General features: G+C 66.8%; 20 protein-coding genes. 2 read left to right on the forward strand and 18 right to left on the reverse strand.

The genetic code is table 11. From position 1 onward, the window contains the following. Window positions 1-10 precede the first annotated feature (10 nt). The gene (locus ACZLIF_RS16045) at window positions 11-967 is read left to right on the forward strand and encodes a DUF2268 domain-containing putative Zn-dependent protease (RefSeq protein ID WP_128990223.1); all 957 of its coding nucleotides are present in this window, start codon (window positions 11-13) and stop codon (window positions 965-967) included. A 72-nt stretch (window positions 968-1,039) separates the two neighbouring features. On the opposite strand, the gene queC is transcribed toward ACZLIF_RS16045, so the two are convergent. From queC to aspS, 18 genes are all read right to left on the reverse strand, one after another. Further along, window positions 1,040-1,705, reverse strand: a complete 666-nt coding sequence (gene queC, locus ACZLIF_RS16050) for a 7-cyano-7-deazaguanine synthase QueC (RefSeq protein WP_053520243.1) — start codon at window positions 1,703-1,705, stop codon at window positions 1,040-1,042. Between the two features lie 76 nt (window positions 1,706-1,781). Then, window positions 1,782-2,483, reverse strand: coding sequence for a 7-carboxy-7-deazaguanine synthase QueE (gene queE, locus ACZLIF_RS16055; protein WP_065174763.1), 702 nt, complete (start codon window positions 2,481-2,483; stop codon window positions 1,782-1,784). Window positions 2,484-2,712: 229 nt separating this feature from the next. Further along, window positions 2,713-3,528: a tol-pal system protein YbgF gene (gene ybgF, locus ACZLIF_RS16060; RefSeq protein WP_053520245.1), complete on the reverse strand. Its 816-nt coding sequence runs from the start codon at window positions 3,526-3,528 to the stop codon at window positions 2,713-2,715. 3 nt (window positions 3,529-3,531) lie between these two features. Next, complete coding sequence (pal, locus tag ACZLIF_RS16065; protein WP_005418510.1) at window positions 3,532-4,050, reverse strand: peptidoglycan-associated lipoprotein Pal; 519 nt, start codon at window positions 4,048-4,050, stop codon at window positions 3,532-3,534. A 64-nt stretch (window positions 4,051-4,114) separates the two neighbouring features. Further along, on the reverse strand, window positions 4,115-5,434 hold the full coding sequence (gene tolB, locus ACZLIF_RS16070) for a Tol-Pal system beta propeller repeat protein TolB (protein WP_053520246.1): 1,320 nt from the start codon (window positions 5,432-5,434) through the stop codon (window positions 4,115-4,117). A gap of 181 nt (window positions 5,435-5,615) precedes the next feature. Continuing rightward, window positions 5,616-6,668: a cell envelope integrity protein TolA gene (gene tolA, locus ACZLIF_RS16075; protein WP_053520247.1), complete on the reverse strand. Its 1,053-nt coding sequence runs from the start codon at window positions 6,666-6,668 to the stop codon at window positions 5,616-5,618. Then, window positions 6,658-7,086 carry a protein TolR gene (gene tolR, locus ACZLIF_RS16080; RefSeq protein WP_053520248.1) on the reverse strand — a complete coding sequence of 143 codons (429 nt, stop codon included), beginning with the start codon at window positions 7,084-7,086 and terminating at the stop codon, window positions 6,658-6,660. The genes tolA and tolR overlap by 11 nt, the downstream gene beginning before the upstream one ends. Before the next feature lie 24 nt (window positions 7,087-7,110). Then, entirely contained in the window at window positions 7,111-7,890 is a 780-nt protein-coding gene (tolQ, locus tag ACZLIF_RS16085) for a protein TolQ (protein WP_053520249.1), read from the reverse strand. 10 nt (window positions 7,891-7,900) lie between these two features. Then, the gene (gene ybgC / locus ACZLIF_RS16090; protein WP_053520250.1) at window positions 7,901-8,332 is read right to left on the reverse strand and encodes a tol-pal system-associated acyl-CoA thioesterase; all 432 of its coding nucleotides are present in this window, start codon (window positions 8,330-8,332) and stop codon (window positions 7,901-7,903) included. Then, window positions 8,322-9,362 carry a Holliday junction branch migration DNA helicase RuvB gene (ruvB, locus tag ACZLIF_RS16095; protein ID WP_065174760.1) on the reverse strand — a complete coding sequence of 347 codons (1,041 nt, stop codon included), beginning with the start codon at window positions 9,360-9,362 and terminating at the stop codon, window positions 8,322-8,324. The genes ybgC and ruvB overlap by 11 nt, the downstream gene beginning before the upstream one ends. Window positions 9,363-9,819: 457 nt before the next feature. After that, window positions 9,820-11,739 carry a potassium transporter Kup gene (locus ACZLIF_RS16100; RefSeq protein WP_053519356.1) on the reverse strand — a complete coding sequence of 640 codons (1,920 nt, stop codon included), beginning with the start codon at window positions 11,737-11,739 and terminating at the stop codon, window positions 9,820-9,822. Window positions 11,740-11,787: 48 nt separating this feature from the next. Beyond that, entirely contained in the window at window positions 11,788-12,381 is a 594-nt protein-coding gene (gene ruvA, locus ACZLIF_RS16105) for a Holliday junction branch migration protein RuvA (protein ID WP_053519357.1), read from the reverse strand. A gap of 13 nt (window positions 12,382-12,394) precedes the next feature. Beyond that, the gene (gene ruvC / locus ACZLIF_RS16110; protein ID WP_053519359.1) at window positions 12,395-12,916 is read right to left on the reverse strand and encodes a crossover junction endodeoxyribonuclease RuvC; all 522 of its coding nucleotides are present in this window, start codon (window positions 12,914-12,916) and stop codon (window positions 12,395-12,397) included. A 105-nt stretch (window positions 12,917-13,021) separates the two neighbouring features. Continuing rightward, entirely contained in the window at window positions 13,022-13,753 is a 732-nt protein-coding gene (locus ACZLIF_RS16115; protein WP_053519361.1) for a YebC/PmpR family DNA-binding transcriptional regulator, read from the reverse strand. A gap of 193 nt (window positions 13,754-13,946) precedes the next feature. Continuing rightward, complete coding sequence (locus ACZLIF_RS16120) at window positions 13,947-14,579, reverse strand: esterase/lipase family protein (RefSeq protein WP_053519363.1); 633 nt, start codon at window positions 14,577-14,579, stop codon at window positions 13,947-13,949. Window positions 14,580-14,658: 79 nt separating this feature from the next. Continuing rightward, complete coding sequence (locus ACZLIF_RS16125) at window positions 14,659-15,180, reverse strand: GNAT family N-acetyltransferase (protein WP_074899607.1); 522 nt, start codon at window positions 15,178-15,180, stop codon at window positions 14,659-14,661. A 31-nt stretch (window positions 15,181-15,211) separates the two neighbouring features. Continuing rightward, window positions 15,212-15,529: a DNA primase gene (locus tag ACZLIF_RS16130; protein ID WP_128990548.1), complete on the reverse strand. Its 318-nt coding sequence runs from the start codon at window positions 15,527-15,529 to the stop codon at window positions 15,212-15,214. A gap of 16 nt (window positions 15,530-15,545) precedes the next feature. Next, a complete protein-coding gene (gene aspS, locus ACZLIF_RS16135; protein WP_053519369.1) occupies window positions 15,546-17,297 on the reverse strand; it encodes an aspartate--tRNA ligase in 1,752 nt (583 codons plus the stop codon). 157 nt (window positions 17,298-17,454) lie between these two features. Between aspS and ACZLIF_RS16140 the strand changes: the two genes are divergently transcribed. After that, window positions 17,455-18,192 (forward strand): DUF3011 domain-containing protein, encoded by a 738-nt coding sequence (locus ACZLIF_RS16140; protein ID WP_128990550.1) that lies wholly within the window; start codon window positions 17,455-17,457, stop codon window positions 18,190-18,192. Window positions 18,193-18,200 lie beyond the last annotated feature (8 nt).

Below are 18,200 nucleotides of genomic sequence, written 5' to 3' on the forward strand. Positions count from 1 at the left end.
GAGAGCCTGGATGCGCCGCTGCCTGCCCCTGATCGCCGCACTGCTGTTGCCCGGCGCCGCGCTGGCAGCGGCGTCCCCGGTGCGTAGCGACGACATCGCCCGCTTCTGGGCCACCTACGATGCGGTGCGCGCCGAACCCGATGCCGAGCGCCGGGTGGCGCTCGTGCAGCAGCACTACGTCGACCCGGGCAGTCCCGGCCTGCATGCGCTGATGCAGGTCCGCAATTACACCGCGCGCGAGTATGCCGATGCCATGCGCGCGTGGCCGCGGTTCTGGAACTCGGTAAGGCCACTGACAACCAACGCCCGCAGTGCCAGCGCGACGCTGGAACAGGATCTCATGGCCTTCCGCACGCTCTACCCCTCCCTGCGCCCGGCCACGATCACCTATGCGGTGGGCGTGCTGCGTACCGGCGGCACCACGCTGAGCGACCAGGTGCTGATCGGTGCGGAGATGGCACTGGGCGACGAGCGCGTGGATGTCAGCGAACTGCCGGAGCCGATGCGCAGCCGCCTGCGCATCTTCTATGACAGCCGCCCCGGCGCGAACAACGCGCAGAACAACCTGCATGAGTATGTGCACACCCAGCAACGCGAGACCACCGGCAATCTGGCGCAGTACGCGGTACGCGAGGGTGTGGCCGAGTACATCGCCGAGCGCATCAGCGGCAGGCGCCCTGCCCTGCCGCTCTATGACTACGGCCCGCTGCACGAGGCGGAGATACGTACCCGGTTCATCGCCGAGATGGACGGCGATGACCTGGACAACTGGCTGTACAACAGTGCCCGCAATCCGTTCGGCGTGAGCGACGTGGGCTACTACGCCGGCTATCGCATCGCGCAGGAGTACATGCGCCGGCAGGCCGATGAGAAGGCGGGGATCGCGCGGATGATCGAGCTGGACTACGCCGATCCGCAAGCGGTGCGGGCCTTCATCGAGGCTTCGGGTTGGTTGCAGCAGCGGTAGCGCTGGGCCATGCCCGGCGCACAGTGCCAACCAAGGTTGGCACCCACCATTGAGGCATCAGCCCCCATCACCTCAGGCGTACAGCGTCGGGTCGGCCACGCCGGCGTCGGCGAAGCCCTGTGCACGCAGGCGGCAGGCATCGCAGTGGCCGCACGCGGCACCGTTGGCATCAGCGTTGTAGCAGGACACGGTCAGACCGAAGTCCACGCCCAGGCGCACACCCTCGCTGACGATCTGGCCCTTGCTCAGGAACTGCAGCGGCGCGTGCACCTTGATGCCTGCACCTTCCACGCCGGACTTCGTCGCCAGGTTGGCCAGGGTCTGGAAGGCGGCGATGAACTCGGGGCGGCAGTCCGGGTAGCCGGAGTAATCCACGGCATTGACGCCACAGAAGATGTCGTTGGCGCCCAGCACTTCGGCCCAGCCCAGGGCCAGCGACAGCATGATGGTGTTGCGTGCGGGCACGTAGGTGACCGGAATGCCGGCACCGCCGGCCTCGGGTACGTCGATGTCATCGGTCAGTGCCGAGCCGCCGATGCTGCGCAGGTCCACATCCACGGTCTTGTGCGCGACCACGCCCTGGGCCTTGGCCACGCGTGCGGCGGCGTCCAGTTCGGAGGTGTGGCGCTGGCCATAGCGTACGCTCAGGGCATGCACGGCAAAGCCCTGTTCCTGGGCCATGGCGATGACGGCGGCTGAATCCATGCCGCCGGAGAGAAGCACGACTGCCTTCTTCATGGAAAATCTTCCGGTTGGGGGAGGAAAGCCAGCACGCTGTCCCGCGCCGGAGTTGCATCAGGAAACAAGGGTGGCCTCAGCGGCCCGGCTCATCGTTCCACAGAATCTTGTGCAGCTGCATCTGGAAGCGTACCGGAAGCCGGTCTTCAACAATCCAGTCGGCCAGCTGGCGCGCGGTGATCTCCCCCTTGCTGGGCGAGAAGAACACCGTGCAACGCTTCACCAGCGCGTGCTCGGCCAGCAGGGCCTTGGCCCAGTCGTAGTCCTCGCGGCTGCAGATGACGAACTTGATCTGGTCGCGTGCGGTCAGCAGCGGCAGGTTCTCCCAGCGGTTGCGCGCCACCTCGGCCGAACCCGGGGTCTTGATGTCGACCACGCGTGATACGCGCGGGTCCACCGCGCTGACGTCCAGCGCACCGGACGTTTCCAGCGAGACGTCCAGGCCGGCGTCACACAGCTTCTGCAGCAGCACCAGGCAGCGCTTCTGCGCCAGCGGCTCGCCGCCGGTCACGCAGACGTGACGCACGCCCTGGGCCAGCACTTCGGCCACGATGTCGTCGATATCCCACCAGGTGCCGCCGTGGAAGGCGTAGGCGGTGTCGCAGTACTGGCAGCGCAGCGGGCAGCCGGTCAGGCGAACGAACACGGTCGGCCAGCCGGCGGTATCGGCTTCGCCCTGCAGCGAGGTGAAGATCTCGGTGATCTTCAGGCGCGGCAGGGGCGACTGCACGATGTCGCTGGGGGTGGCGACGGCGTTGGACGGGATAACGGCGGTCATGGCGGGAACTTCTTTGTGGGACACGTGGCGGATGGGCTACCGTGGCCGGTAACGAAAGCAGCCGAGCATGGCTCGGCTCTACAACAGCAACCGAACGGGCATGGCCCAGCCGGTGACGCGAGCCGCCGGGCATGGCCCGGCGCTACCGGATCCGGGCGGGTTGGCCGATCCGGAAACGAAAGCAGCCGAGCATGAGCTCGGCGCTACGGGACACGTATTGTACGCCCGGTCAGCGGATCTGCTGGCCCAGGCGGATCGACTGCAGGCGGTCCTGCGCGGTGCGCGCGGCGTCCGAACCGGGGTACTGCGCCACGACAGTCTCCAGCGTCTGCTGGGCCTGATCGACCTTGCCCTCGCCATACTGCGAGAGGCCGACCTTGAGCAGGCCGCCCGCGGCCTTGTCATGGGTCGGATAGCGTGAGAGCAGCTCGCGGAACTGGGTCTCGGCCATCGGGAAATTGCGGGTGGCGTAGTAGCTCTCGCCCAGCCAGTACAGTGCATTCGGCGCGTACACGCCGTTCGGATACAACTGCAGGAAGCTCAGGAACAGCTGCGCCGAATCATCGTACTTGCCGGCCTTGAGCGAATCGAAGGCGACGTTGTAGGCGGTGCGCTCATCACCCGTGGCGGCCAGACTGCCGGGATCGCCATGGATGGACGGCGGCCGCTCGGAAGTGGCCGCCGCTGCCGGTTTGGCCGGGGCCGGTGCGGCCTGCGGCGCGTTCGCCGGAACGGGGGGCAGGACCGGGGCATTGCCCCCTTCCAACCGGTTCAGGCGGCTGTCCAGGTCCAGGTACTGATCCTGGGCGGACTGCTTGAGCTGGGCGTTGTCGTGCTGCAACTGCTCGATCGAGGCCTGCAGGCTGGTCACCTGCTGCCGCAGCTGGTTGATCTGGTTCAACAGGTCCTGGTTGGCACTGTTGTTGTACATCTGCTGCTCGAGCGCGCCGACACGATCGGCCAGACTCTGTCGCTGTGCATGCGCCGGTGCGGCAGCCACGAGGGCTGCCGCAACGACCAGCATCAGTTTGATGCCAATGCGCATGGATTACTGCGCGGTGTAGACGATTTCGACGCGACGGTTCTGCGACCAGCAGGACTCGTTCGACTCGGTGCAGACCGGACGCTCTTCACCGTAGGACACGACGGTCAGCTGCGAAGCCGAGCCACCGTTGGCCTGCAGCGCCGAGCTGACGCCGTTGCCACGACGCTCGCCCAGGGCCTGGTTGTACGCGCGCGAACCACGCTCGTCGGTGTGGCCCTGCAGGGTGATGCGCGAGGACGGGCGGTCACGCAGGTACTTGGCGTGGCAAGCCATGATGGCCTGGAATTCCGGCTTCACGTCTTCCTTGTCCAGGTCGAAGTAGACAACGCGCTGGCGCAGGCAGGCATCGGTATCCAGGTCGCCCGGGCCGTACAGGCCGGAGGTCGACGGACCGGTCGGGGTGGTGGTCGAGGTGCCGGTGTCAACCGGGGCTGCCGGCTCTTCCTTCACCTTCTTCGAGCAACCGGCCAGGACGGCCACAGACAGCAGGGAAACAAGCAGAACACGGGTGGACTTGTTCATGGCGATACCTTTGTGGCTCCTAGGCCGATGAGGGGTTCAAGACAGCGAAAATATTAACACTCTTTTAGCGCTGGGTACGGTATGGGGACCATGCCGGCTCGCGCACATCACCATCGGCCAGAACCAGGCGCTGGCGAACCCGCGCATCGGCCGAAACGGCATACAACACACCACGGCCACCTTCGCGGGCGGCGTACAGCACCATGCTTGCGTTGGGCGCAAAGCTCGGCGATTCATCCAGCGAACCCGGGGACAGGGTGCTCCAGCGCGGCGAGCCCAGCGAGCTGTCCATCATCGCGATCTTGTAGCTGTTGCCCGAGCCCTGGGCCACGGCGATCTTCTTGCCGTCATAGGACACCGAAGGCTTGGCGTTGTAGTTGCCCTGGAAGGTCACGCGCTCGGCGCTGCCGCCGCCGGCACCGACCTTGTAGACCTGCGGACGGCCGCCGCGGTCGGAGGTGAAGTACACCGCGCTGCCGTCCGGTGCCCAGGTCGGCTCGGTATCGATGGCGAAGTGGTTGGTCAGCTGGGTCAGCTGCTTGCTGCCCAGGTCCATCACGTAGATTTCCGGGTTGCCGGAGCGCGACAGGGTCAGGGCCAGCTTGCGGCCGTCCGGCGAGAACGCAGGCGCGCTGTTGATGCCGCGGAAGCTGGTGACCAGCTCACGGGCACCGGTGGCGATGTTCTGGATGTAGATGGCCGAGTTGCCGCGCTCGAAGCTGACGTAGGCCAGCTTGCCACCATCCGGGCTCCACGACGGCGACAGCAGCGGCTCGGCCGAACGCACAATGGTCTGCGGGTTGTAGCCATCGGAGTCGGCCACCATCAGCGCATAGCGCATGGCGTCGCCCTTGCCGCTGGCGGTCACGTAGGCGATGCGCGTCCAGAAGGCACCCCGGACACCAGTGATCTTCTCGTAGATGGCATCGGCCATCTGGTGGGCGACGTCGCGCATGGCATTGCCGCGGGCGGTCATCGCCAGGCCGAGCAGGCGCTCGCCCTTCGGCACGTCGAACAGTTCGTACTCGACACGGTAGGCACCGGCACCAGCATCCAGCACGCGGCCGACCACGATGTAGTTCTGCTTCAGCGCGCGCCAGGTGGCGAACTGGATCTCGCCGCCACGGACGGGCTTTTCAACGATCTGCGCTTCGGGCAGGGTGCGGAACTGGCCCGAACGTTCCAGGTCGGCGCGGACCACACCGGCGACATCGGTCTGCGGTGCGGCCGACGAGCCCTGGTAGGGCATCGGCACGATGGTGATCGGCAGCGCGGACGCGTTGCCGCCGATGATGTCGATATCCAGTCCCCTCTGCTGCGCGACGGCAGCGAAGGGCAGCAACAGGGCCGCAAACACGGCAAGCCAGCGAGGCATCTTCTTCATGGAGCGCTCAATAGGGGGAAACCGGAACGAGGGATAGCAAAGCGGCGGTGAACCGCTTCGCAATCATGAACCAAGGGTACGTGAATTCCGGGTCAGTTCCAGCCCGTCCTCTCACGCCCCATTAACGTATCGGTCGGCTGCCGCGCGACGGGGCGACCCGCAGGCCGGCCCGCGCGGCCGATCAATCCTGCGCGGTGAAGGTCAGGTTGAGCGTGCGCGCAAACACCGATTCGAATCCGCGATAGGGCAACGGCTGCGCATTGAGCACTGCGGCCTCGATCGAACGCCTGCCGGCTTCGTCATAGGGGCAGTTGGCGCCCACCTTGGCCTGAAGCACCTGCCCCCCCGGAATCTGGGTGATGGTGATCTGGCAGCGCTGGCCCAGCGGCACACTGTCTGGACGCGTCCAGGCGCTGCGAACCTTGGCCTGGATCGCGGCAGCGTACTTCGCCGACAGATCATCGCTGTTGCCACCGCCCCCAGCGGCCGGCTGTGCCGCACCGGTGTTGCCGGCCGGCGCGCTGCCGGCGGCGTTGCGTGCGGCGGCGACCTGGCGCAGCTTCTGCTCGGCCAGCTTGGCTTCCTTCTCCGCCTGTTCGCGCCTGGCACGGATCTCGGCGATCTTCTTCTGCCGTTCGGCCTCGGCCTGGTCGGCGGCCTGCCGCTCCTGCTCGGCACGCTTCTTCTTGGCGTCTTCTTCCTGCTGCTTGGCCAGGCGCAGCTTCTGCTCGGCTTCTTCCTGGCGCTTGCGCTCGGTCAGGTCGATCTGCTCCTGGCGGCGCTTGGCTTCCTGTTCCTGCCGGGCCTTCTCCTGCGAGATGGCCAGTGCGCTCACCGCCTCCTGGTCCTGCGTATCGGGCTGGGCGACACGCTCCTGCGCCTGTTGCTGCTGCGGCGTGGGAGCATCCTGCGGACGTGGCTCGGGAATCGGCTGCGGCGGTGGAATGGTGTCCTCGGGCACCGGAATCGGCTCGGCAACCGGCGGCGGCAGATCTTCCAGCTTCTCCGACTGGCGCAGGGCCTGGCGCGCAGCGGCCGCCTCCGACGCGGACAGCGCCAGGCTGGCCTCGACCGAGGGATCACCGGCAGCGGCATCGGTATTGCGCGTGGGCGACCACAGCCACGCCAGGATGAACACCAGCGCGACCAGCAGGTGCACCAGCACGGCCAGCGCCAGGGGCAGGCCCCAGCCCGGTTCCTGCTGTCGCGGAGGCGGCAGGGTCTCAGCGTGCATCGGTGGCCAGGCCTACCTTGTCCACTTTCGCGCGCTTGATCACGTCCATCGCCGCGATGACCTTCTCATAGGCCACGGCACGGTCGGCGGCGACGATCACGCGCAGGCCCTTGTCCTGTGCGGCGATGCCGGCCAGGCGCCCTTCCAGCTCCTCGGCAGACACGGCCGTGGGCTCCTTGGCGTCGGGCAGCTTCAGGCTCAGCTGGCCGTCCTGGCGTACCGAAACGATCACCGGATCCTGCTTGCTCTCCAGCGCCTTGGCATTGGAGTTCGGCAGGTCCACGTCGAAACTCAGGGTGAGCAGCGGTGCGGTGACCATGAAGATGATCAGCAGCACCAGCATGACGTCGATATAGGGAACGACGTTGATTTCCGATTTCAGCTTGCGGCGCTTGCGGCGACCGATGGCAGCGGACATGGCTTGGACTCCCGGGTCAGGCGCTTACTCGTCGCCAGCGCTCTGGCGCTGCAGGATGGAGCTGAACTCGTCGGCGAAGGTCTCGAAACGGACCGACATGCGCTCCACACGGGTGGTGAAGCGGTTGTAGGCCCACACCGCCGGGATCGCCACGAACAGGCCGATGGCGGTGGCGAACAGCGCTTCGGAGATGCCCGGGGCGACCGAGGCGATGCCGGCCTGGGCGCCGCTGCTGATCATGTCGTGCATGGTCACCATGATGCCGAACACGGTGCCGACCAGGCCCACGTAAGGCGCGGTCGAGCCGATGTTGGCCAGCAGTTCCAGATTGCGCTCGAGCTGATCGACTTCGCGGGTGTAGGTGGTGCGCATCGCACGTTGCGCGCCTTCCAGCTGCGCACGGCCATCCAGCCGGCGCTTGTCGCGCAGGCGGGTGAACTCGCGGAAGCCCGCCTCGAAGATCGCCTCCAGGCCGCCCACGTTGCGGCTGCGGTCGGTGGCCGAGCTGTACAGCTTGCCCAGGTCGGCGCCGGACCAGAAGCGGTTCTCGAACTCGTCCGCCTCGCGGGTGGCCTGCTTGAACACGCGGGCCTTGCGGAAAATGATCACCCAGCTGACGAACGAGCCGACCAGCAGCAGCAGCACGATGATCTTCACCGGCAGGCTGGCCTTGGCCATCAGTTCGAGGTAGTTGATGCCGCCGCCGGTGGTGGCCTGGGCAAGGGTCTGGGTCGCGGCGTTGCTGACGTCAGCCGGCAGTGCCTCGGTGACCGTGGCCTGCAGGGCCAGGAGCGTTGCGATCATCCGTTGTTCCTCAGTGTTCGGATTCGGGGTGGAGGTAGGGTTGCAGCACGGCAAGGACCGCGTCGTCCATGCCACGCGGGCGGAAACTGGCCGCGTCCAGTGCGGCGATGCGGACCTGCGCCGACAGCAGCAGTTCGCCGTCGCGCTCGATCCGCTGATCGAAGACCATGCTGGCCTTCTTCAGCTGGACCAGCGTGGCACTCACCTGCAGGAGGTCATCCAGCCGCGCCGGCCGGATGAAGTCCATCTGCATGGCACGTACCGCGAAGACCATGCCGTGCTCGCTGCGCATGCGCTCCTGGCCATAGCCCAGCGCGCGCATCCATTCGGTCCGGGCCCGTTCCATGAAGGCCACGTAGCGGGCGTGGTAGACCACCCCGCCTGCGTCCGTATCTTCCCAGTAAATGCGTGTCGGCCAACTGAATAGTGGCTCAACCGACATCGGGAACCTCCGCGAACAGGTCCTGCGGCGGGTTCTTCGGCTTCAGGCCCATGTGCCGGTACGCCTTGTGGGTGGCCATGCGGCCGCGCGCGGTGCGCACCAGGAAGCCCTGCTGGATCAGGTAGGGTTCGACCACGTCTTCCAGCGTTCCGCGCTCTTCGGACAGCGCGGCGGCCAGCGATTCGATGCCGACCGGGCCGCCGTCGAAGTAGTCCACCAGGGTCCTGAGCAGGCGCCGGTCGAGCTCGTCGAAACCCTCCGGGTCGACCTTGAGCATCTGCATGGCCGCCTGGGCGACCGCCACGTCGATATGGCCACCCGCCTTCACCTGGGCGTAGTCGCGCACCCGCCGCAGCAGGCGGTTGGCGATGCGCGGGGTGCCACGCGCACGGCGCGCGATCTCCCCTGCGCCGTCGGCGGTGCAGTCGATGCCCAGGATGGTGGCCGAGCGGCGTACGATCCGGGTCAACTCCTCGACACTGTAGAACTCCAGCCGCTGGACGATGCCGAAGCGGTCGCGCAGCGGCGCGGTCAGCAGGCCGGCGCGGGTGGTGGCCCCGATCAGCGTGAACGGTGGCAGGTCGATCTTGATCGAGCGGGCCGCAGGGCCCTCGCCGATCATGATGTCGATCTGGAAATCCTCCATCGCCGGGTACAGCACTTCCTCGACCACCGGCGACAGGCGGTGGATCTCGTCCACGAACAGTACGTCGTGTGGCTGCAGGTTGGTCAACAGGGCGGCCAGATCACCGGCCTTTTCGATCACCGGACCGGATGTCACCCGCAGCGCCACCCCCAGTTCGTTGGCGATGACGTGGCTGAGCGTGGTCTTGCCCAGCCCCGGCGGACCGAAGATCAGCACATGGTCGAGCGCGTCGCCGCGGGCCTTGGCCGCTTCGATGTAGATCTCCAGCTGCTCGCGCACCGGCGCCTGGCCCAGGTAATCGGCCAGTCGCTTGGGGCGGATGCTGGCGTCGGCGGCGTCATCCTCGCGGGTGGCGCCGGCGCCGATGATGCGGTCGTCGGTCATGTGCTGATTATGCGGCAAAAGCGCCGGTTTCGACCGGGCTGCGCCCGGCACCCGCGGTAGTGCCGGCCGCTGGCCGGCAACCTCAACAGCAACAGCCGAAGCGGGCTTCCTGGGGAATGGCGGGGTGGGTCCGGTTGCGGGGGACGCTGCAAGTACGTCCATGTAAGCTCGGTCGCCGCATCCATGCGGCTCACGCCCCCGCAACCGGACCCACCCCGCCTTCGACAGTTGGCCGCGATCTGATGGTAGGTGTCGACCTTGGTCGAGACGGAAGATCCACGCCATGCGTGGATGGAACAGAGCAGGAGAGTGGGCTCAGTTTCAGGCACGCAGCATCTCCGCAAGAGGAGCCCCCTTGTTGTTCAAGGGGGCGCGCCGATAGGCGGGGGGATAAGGTGGAATGCGCGCGGGGCCCACGGTTTGCGCAGCAAATCGTGGGACGTAACGCAGGTGGAGATTAAATCTCCACCTGTGCGCCCAACTCAACCAGACGGTTGCCCGGAATCCGGAAGAAGCCCGTGGCCGGCGCAGCATTGCGATGCATCAGCGCGAACAGCTTGTCGCGCCAGATCGGCATGCCGCGGTTGGCGGTGGCGACGATGGTCTCGCGGCTGGCGAAGAAGGTGGTGTCCATCGGATCGAAATAGATCCCGCCGTGGTCGCAGGAGCGCATCAACGCCAACGGTACGTCCGGCGTCTCCATGAAACCGAAGCGGACATAGACCCGGTAGAACTCGTCGCCCACCGATTCGATCTTCAGCCGTTGCCCCTCCATCGCATAGGGAATGGGCAGGGTTTCCACATGCAGGAAGACGTTGCGCTCGTGCAGCACCTTGTTGTGCTTGAGGTTGTGCATCAGTGCATGCGGAGCCACGGTCGGGTCAGCGGTGAGGAACACCGCGGTACCCGGCACGCGCACCGGCGGCGCCAGCATCAGGCCCGGCAGGAAGGTGTCGATGCGGATACCGTCCTTGCGGATCTCGTCGCGCAGCAGCTCTCGGCCACGGCGCCAGGTGCGCATCATGGTGAACAGGAAGATGCCCAGCACGACCGGGAACCAGGCGCCCTGCAGCAGCTTGGCGCCATTGGCGATGACGAAGCCGACGTCGATGATGAAGAACACCACGCACAGCGGCAGGATCCAATGGCGCGCCTTGGGCCACAGCGAGCGCGCGACCAGGGCCAGCAGCAGCGTATCGATCAGCATGGTGGCCGAGACCGAGATGCCATAGGCCACAGCCAGGTTCGACGAGCTGCGGAAGGCGAGCACCAGGCCGATGACCATCACCGCGATGCCCCAGTTGATGCCCGGGATGTAGATCTGGCCGATGGTGTCGTGCGAAGTGTGCTTGATGCGCATGCGCGGGATGTAGCCGAGCTGCATGGCCTGGCGCGAGACCGAGAACGCGCCGGTGATCACCGACTGGGAGGCGATCACCGCCGCCATCGTGGCCAGGATGATCATCGGATACAGGGCCCAGTCGGGGACCGCTTCGAAGAAGGGATTCTTCACCGCTTCGGGGTGGTTCAGCACCAGCGCGCCCTGCCCCAGATAGTTCAGCACCAGGCACGGCAGCACGAAGAAGTACCAGGCATGGCGGATGGGCTTGGCACCGAAGTGGCCCATGTCGGCATACAGGGCCTCGCCACCGGTGACCGCCAGCACCACGGCGCCAAGGATGAAGATGCCGTGCCAGCTGTGCTCCATGAAGAAGCGGATCGCCCACCACGGGTTGAACGCCTTCAGCACTTCCGGCGAATCGATGATGTTGTAGATACCGATCGCCGCCAGCGAAATGAACCACACCGAGGTGATCGGGCCGAACGCCTTGCCGATCTTCTCTGTGCCGAAACGCTGCGCGGCGAACACCATCAGCAGGACCACCACGGTGATCGGCACGATGAACGCGTGCAGGCCCGGTGCGGCCACCTCCAGGCCCTCGACGGCACCAAGCACCGAGATCGCAGGGGTGATCACGCCATCACCGAAGAACAGCGACGCACCGAAGATGCCCAGGATGCCCACCACGTAGGCCGAGCGTGAGCCGTTGCGCAGCGTACGCTGGGTCAGCGCCATCAACGCCATGATGCCGCCCTCGCCATCGTTGTCGGCGCGCATGATGATGGTCACGTACTTCAGGGTGACCACGATGTTCAGCGCCCAGAACGCCAGCGACAGCACACCGAGCACGGTGTCGTGGTCGCTGTTGAGCCCGTAGTGCGGCGAGAACGCCTCCTTCAGGGTGTACAGCGGGCTGGTACCGATGTCACCGAAGACCACACCGATCGCACCGATGACCAGCGCCAGTCCCCCGGCCGGGGGGGCGTGACCGTGTCCGCCAGGGGCGGCTGCGTGCGGGGTTTGACTGCTGGACATGGGACTCCTGGCGAAGCTCAGGCGATGGGGGGAGGAAAAGGACGCGGCTCAGCGCAGCGCCGACTGCAGGGCCTTGCGGATGACCGTGGCCACTTCGTCGCCTTCGTTGAAGGCATCACGGGCCATGCGGGCCGCTTCGGCCGGCTTGTAGCCCAGCTGCTGCAGCGCCACGGTGGCATCGGACAGCGGGTCGGCCGGGGCCGGACCACTGCCGGTCGGCAGCGCCCCGCCGGCACCGAACTGGGCCGCACGGTCGCGCAGCTCCAGCACCATGCGCTCGGCGGTCTTCTTGCCGATGCCCGGGATGCGGGTCAGTGCGGTGATATCGCCCGCCTGCACCATGCGCGCGAATTCCTCGACGCTGACAGCGGACAGCACGGCCAGCGCGATCTTCGCGCCGATGCCGCTGACCTTCTGCACATCGCGGAACAGCCGACGCTCGCCCTCGCGCAGGAAGCCGTACAGCGAGACGCTGTCTTCCTTCTGCGCGTAATGGGTGTACAGCGTGACCTCGCGTCCGAGCTCGGGCAGGTCGTAGAAGGTGCTCATCGGCGCCTCCAGTTCGTAGCCCACTCCATTCACGTCCACCACCAGCCACGGCGGCGCCTTGTAGGCGACGATGCCGCGCAGTCGACCGATCATTGCGTGCAGCTCCTCATTTGCGACCCCACGCCTGGCGGGCGCTGAGCCCCAGGCGGTTGGCCGTCGCCCTTACGTGGGCGTGGGTGATCGCTACCGCCAACGCGTCGGCCGCGTCGGCCTGCAGCTTGGTTTTCAGGTTGAGCATGAGCCCGACCATGTGTTGAACCTGTTGCTTTTCCGCGCCACCACGGCCGACCACGGCCAGCTTGATCTCGCTGGCGGCGTATTCGTGCACCGGCAGGTCGCGCAGCACCACGGCCGAAATGGCTGCGCCGCGGGCCTGGCCCAGCTTCAGCGCCGAATCGGGGTTGCGCGCCATGAACACGCGCTCAATCGCCACTTCCTGCGGCTGGTACTCGCGGCACAGGTCGGCCAGACCCAGCACCAGCAGCTTCATCCGCTGCGGGAAATCGTCGGCGCCCAGCAGTACCAGGGGCTGGTGATGGACGTGGATGACGCGCCCTGCGGCATCGACATCGATGATGCCCACCCCGGTCCGCTGTGAACCGGGGTCGATGCCGAGGATGCGGGTCATGCCGCGCTCCTGGCGGGGCGGAACGGGAAGCGCTGGCAGGCGTATGGGCTCATGACTGTCCGCGGTGACCGTTCAACGGCCCGCGCCCAGGCCGTCGGTGACGGCTCAGGCGTAGGCGTCGGCGCCGAGTTCGGCGTTCGAATACACGTCCTGCACGTCGTCCAGGTCTTCAAGCATGTCCAGCAGCTTGCGGACCTGCAGGGCGACCTCGCCCTCGACCTTGATGTCGTTGTCGGCGCGGAAGGTGATCTCGGCGTGGTCGGCGAGATGCCCTGCGGCAGTCATCGCCTCCTTTACCGCGTTGAATGCGTCAGGGCTGGTGACCACGTCGATCGAGCCATCGTCCGGATAGACGACGATGTCATCGGCGCCCGCCTCGATGGCCGCTTCGGTGATCGCCTCCTCGTCGGCACCCGGGGCAAAGCTGAGCACGCCCAGGCGCTTGAACATGAAGGCCACCGAGCCCTCGGTACCCATGTTGCCGCCGCATTTGCTGAACGCGTGGCGGACATCGGCCACGGTGCGCACGCGGTTGTCGGTCAGGCAATCGACGATCACCGCCACACCGCCGGGCGCATAGCCCTCGTAGCGCACTTCCTCGTAGTCGACGCCTTCCAGCTCACCGGTGGCCTTCTTGATCGCACGTTCGATCACGTCCTTGGACATGTTCACGGCCAGGCCCTTGTCCATCGCCACGCGCAGGCGCGGGTTGTTGTTGGGGTCGCCTCCACCGCCGCGCGCGGCCACGCCGATCTCGCGGATGATCTTGGTGAAAATCTTGCCGCGCTTCGCGTCGGACGCGTTCTTGCGGGCTTCGATGGAGGGGCCTCTACCCATGGGTGCTACCGTCTGGCTGCTTCAGGATCAAGGCGCGGATTCTACCTGATCGGGCGCTGCAACCGTGTCTAGGGCGGATGGACGCCGCTGCGCTCGCCGGGCATGGCCCGGCGCTACCGGGGAAAGCGCCGCAGGATCGTTGCCGGGGTAGCGCCGGGCCATGCCCGGCGGACGGTGCGCATCGACCGGGCGCCTACGCGGCCGCAGCGTCGCGGCTGTGATCGAACCGGCCGTGGCGCAGGAAGTGCGCGGTCTGCCGTGCCGCATCGGGCGAAACCACCAGGCCGCTGTGGCTGGTACGCACTACGCAATGATCGGCCAGACCCGGCAGGCGGGTTTCCGCCAGCGCCACCGTGCCGTCGGAGGCATCGTCGATCGCGCCGAGCAGGCTGCCCAGCCCATGCGGCACCGAACCGGCGATCAGGCCGACCGCGGCCGTGCCCTGCCAGTCGGGCAGGCCGTCAAGCAGCAGTTCGCTGCTGCGGCCCAAGGCCAGGCCCCAGCCATGCTCGGACAGCGAACGCGCGGTACCGCTGCCGCGCAGCGGCGAGCCAAGGCAGACCACGCGCTGTACCTGCAGCTGCGGTTGCCGGCGCAGTGCCTCCAGCGCCAGCAGCCCGCCAAGGCTGTGGCCGACCAGCGACAGCGGTCCGGCATCGGCCAGACGCTCCAACAGCTGAGGTACCGCTACATCCGGGCCGCCGAACACGGAGGAATAGCCAAAGGTCTGCACCCGGAACCCGCGCGCGCGCAGGCGCCACGCCAGCGGCCCTACCCAGGCGCGGGCGTTCCAGATGCCATGGAGCAGCAGTACGGGGGGTGTCATGTGCAACAGCCTGGCGATCAGCGGGGCGGAAACGTGAGGTGATTGAACACACGCCGGCAGAAAGCGGCGGTGAACGCGCTCAGGCCGTTCGCGGCGCGCGGCGCAGGATGAACTCCAGATCGTTGGTCTGGCCGACCGGGAACAGGTACTGCCCGGCCTTCTCGAAGCCGTAACGGGCATAGAAGCGCTGTGCGCCGAAGTTCTCCGACCACACGCCCAGCCACAGTGTCCTCGGGCCGTCGCGCTCCAGCCACGCCAGCGCGGTTTCAAGCAGGCGGCTGCCCCAGCCACAACTCTGCTGCGACTTGACCAGATACAGGCGTTTGAGCTCGCCATCCCCCGCTTTCACGTCCGGATGGGGCAGGCCACAGGGACCGGCGGCGGCATGACCGACCGCCTCCCCTTCCCGCTCCAGCAACCACACGGCGTAATCCGGGTGAGCCAGGATCGTGCGCTGGCGCTCGACCGTGTAGGACTCCTGCAGGAACGCCTGCAGGTCCTGCGGCGGATACAGGTGGCCGAAGGTCTCGGTGAACGTGCGTGCGGCCAGCGCCGACAAGGTCGGCGCGTCGTCCACGGTGGCGCGGCGGATCGAGTACATGCAGGAAGTTGACGTCAGCGCGAAGGGCGGGTCAAGCCTTTTCAGGCGATTCCGCGTCTTCCTCGTCCTCTTCCTCGTACTCCTCTTCGTCCTCGTCCTCTTCTTCGCCTTCCTCGTCCTCGTCGTACTCTTCTTCCTCTTCGTCGTCTTCGTAATCTTCGACGCCGAAGTCTTCACCGTCCCAGCGGCCTTCGCCGTCGGCGACGAAGGTCAGGGCCATCGCCGACGGGTTGGTGCCGACGCGGACCAGCCAACCACCGAACACGCGTGCCCGCTCGGTGACCAGGTTGGCCTCGGAGCCTTCATTGCCCAGCTTTTCCCACTCCAGCGAAAACGCAAACTCGGTCATTGCCTGGATCTCCTGATCAGTTTTTCTTGGGGCGAACCTGGATATGCACTTCGGCCAGCTGCTCGTCGACGATCGGCGACGGCGCGTCGGTCATCAGATCCTGTGCACCGGTGGTCTTCGGGAACGGGATGACGTCGCGGATCGACTCGGTACCGGCCATCAGCGCGGCGATACGGTCGATGCCGAATGCGATGCCGCCGTGCGGCGGCGCGCCGTAGTTCAGCGCGTCGAGCAGGAAACCGAACTTCGCACGCGCTTCTTCGGCGCCGATGCCGAGCAGCTCGAACACCGCGCTCTGCATGTCCGGGCGATGGATACGGATCGAGCCGCCGCCGATTTCATTGCCGTTGAGCACCATGTCGTAGCCGCGCGAGACCGCGGTACGGGCATTGGCGCGCAGGTCGGCGATATCGTCCACGGCCGGTGCGGTGAAGGGGTGATGCAGGGCGACATAGCGCTGCGCCTCGTCGTCCCATTCGAACATCGGGAAATCGGTGACCCACAACGGGCGCCAGCCATCGGCGACCAGGCCGAAGTCCTTACCGGCCTTCAGGCGCAGTGCGCCCATGAAGTCGGAGACCTTGTTATAGCCACCGGCACCGAAGAACACGATGTCACCCTTGCCGGCGCCGACGTGCGCAACCAGCGCGGCGAAGGCGTCTTCGCTGAAGAACTTCTGGATCGGCGAGCTGACCTCGCCGTTGTCGGCGATCTTGATGTAGGCCAGGCCCTTGGCGCCGTACTTGGCGGCGTGCGCAGCGTACTCATCGATCTGCTTGCGGCTCAACGCTGCGCCACCGGGGATGCGCAGCGCGGCGACGCGGCCATCGGCGTCGTTGGCCGGGCCGGTGAACACCGGGAACTCACTGCCCTTGACCAGCTCGGCCACGTCCACCAGTTCCAGCGCGATGCGCAGGTCCGGCTTGTCCGACCCATACCGGCGCATCGCTTCGGCCCAGGTCATGCGCGGGAAGCTGGCATCCAGGTCGACGTCCACCACTTCCTTGAAGATGGCGCGGATCATCTCTTCGACGAAATCCTGCACGTCGCGCTCGCGCACGAAGGCGAACTCCATGTCCAGCTGGGTGAATTCCAGCTGGCGGTCGGCACGCAGCGCTTCATCGCGGAAGCAGCGCGCGATCTGGTAGTAACGGTCGAAGCCGGCCACCATCAGAATCTGCTTGAACAGCTGCGGGCTTTGCGGCAGAGCGTAGAACTCGCCCGGATGCATGCGCGCCGGCACCAGGAAGTCGCGCGCGCCCTCCGGGGTGGCCTTGGTCAGGATCGGGGTTTCGATGTCCTGGAAGCCACGCGCATCCAGGTGACGGCGCAGCGCCTGCACCAGCTTGATGCGGGTGCGCTGCATGCGCTGCATTTCCGGGCGGCGCAGGTCCAGGTAGCGGTACTTCAGGCGGGTATCTTCGCCCGGATTCTCGTGAGCGTGGAACGGCAACGGCGCCGCCTTGTTCAGCACGGTAATGGCCGTGGCGATCACTTCCACCCTGCCGGTCGCCATCTTGTCGTTCACCGCGTGGCGGGCACGCACCACGCCTTCCACCTGCAGCACATCCTCGTAGCCCAGGCTGGCCGCGACCGCGAACACTTCGGCGTTGTCGACCTCGACCGTCACCTGCACGATGCCTTCATGATCGCGCAGATCGATGAAGCAGACGCCGCCCTGGTTACGGGCCACGTCGGTCCAGCCGGCGAGGGTGACAGTCTGGCCAATCAGGGTCTCGTCGACCAGGCCGCAGAAGTGGGTACGCATGGGGGAAAGCTCCGCTGGAGAACGCCGGCACCCGATGGGCCGGAAAGCCCCGTATTCTGCGGCCGAGGCCCCGGCCGGGGCAAATGCGGGGCAGTCACACGGGCTTTATCCGTTCCGTCCTTATAGTCGCGCACCACACACCGTATGGGGATTCGCCATGAAAACGCTGTCCCTGGCCAGCCTGGCCGTCACCCTCAGCCTGGGCGCCCTCGCCGGGCTCACCCTCTCCCCCGCCCCCGCCGCCGCGCAGAACGGCGTCATCCGCTGCGAAAGCCAGAACAACCGCGAACGGGTCTGCACTACCGGCTGGCGCAGCGCGCAGCTGGTACGCCAGCTGTCCGGCTCGGCCTGCCAGGAAGGCCGTACCTGGGGCAGCCGCAACGGCAGCATCTGGGTCAACAACGGCTGCCGTGCCGAATTCGTCGAGGGTCGCGGCGGTTGGGGCGGTGGCAATGGCGGCTGGGGGGGCAGCAACGGCAACACCATCCGCTGCGAAAGCCAGAACAACCGTGAACGCAGCTGTCCGGTCGGATGGCGCAATGCCCGCCTGGTCCGCCAGTTGTCCGGCAGTCCCTGCCAGGAAGGCCGCACCTGGGGCGTGCGCAATGGCGCGGTGTGGGTCAGCAATGGCTGCCGCGCCGAGTTCGCTGAAGCCCGCGGTGGCTGGGGCGGCGGCAACGGCGGCTGGGGCGGCGGCGGCAACAGCAATTACTCCATCACCTGCAGCAGCAACAACAACCGCGTCCAGAACTGTGACTGGGACGAGCGTCAGGGCCGGCCGGTGCTGCAGCAGCAGTTGTCGGGCAGCGCCTGCCAGGAGGGCCGCAGCTGGGGCTATGCGCGAGGCCAGGTCTGGGTGAGCAACGGCTGCCGGGCCCGCTTCGGCACGCGCTGAGCGAACGA

This window comes from Stenotrophomonas sp. 2201_Sma (assembly GCF_056486685.1).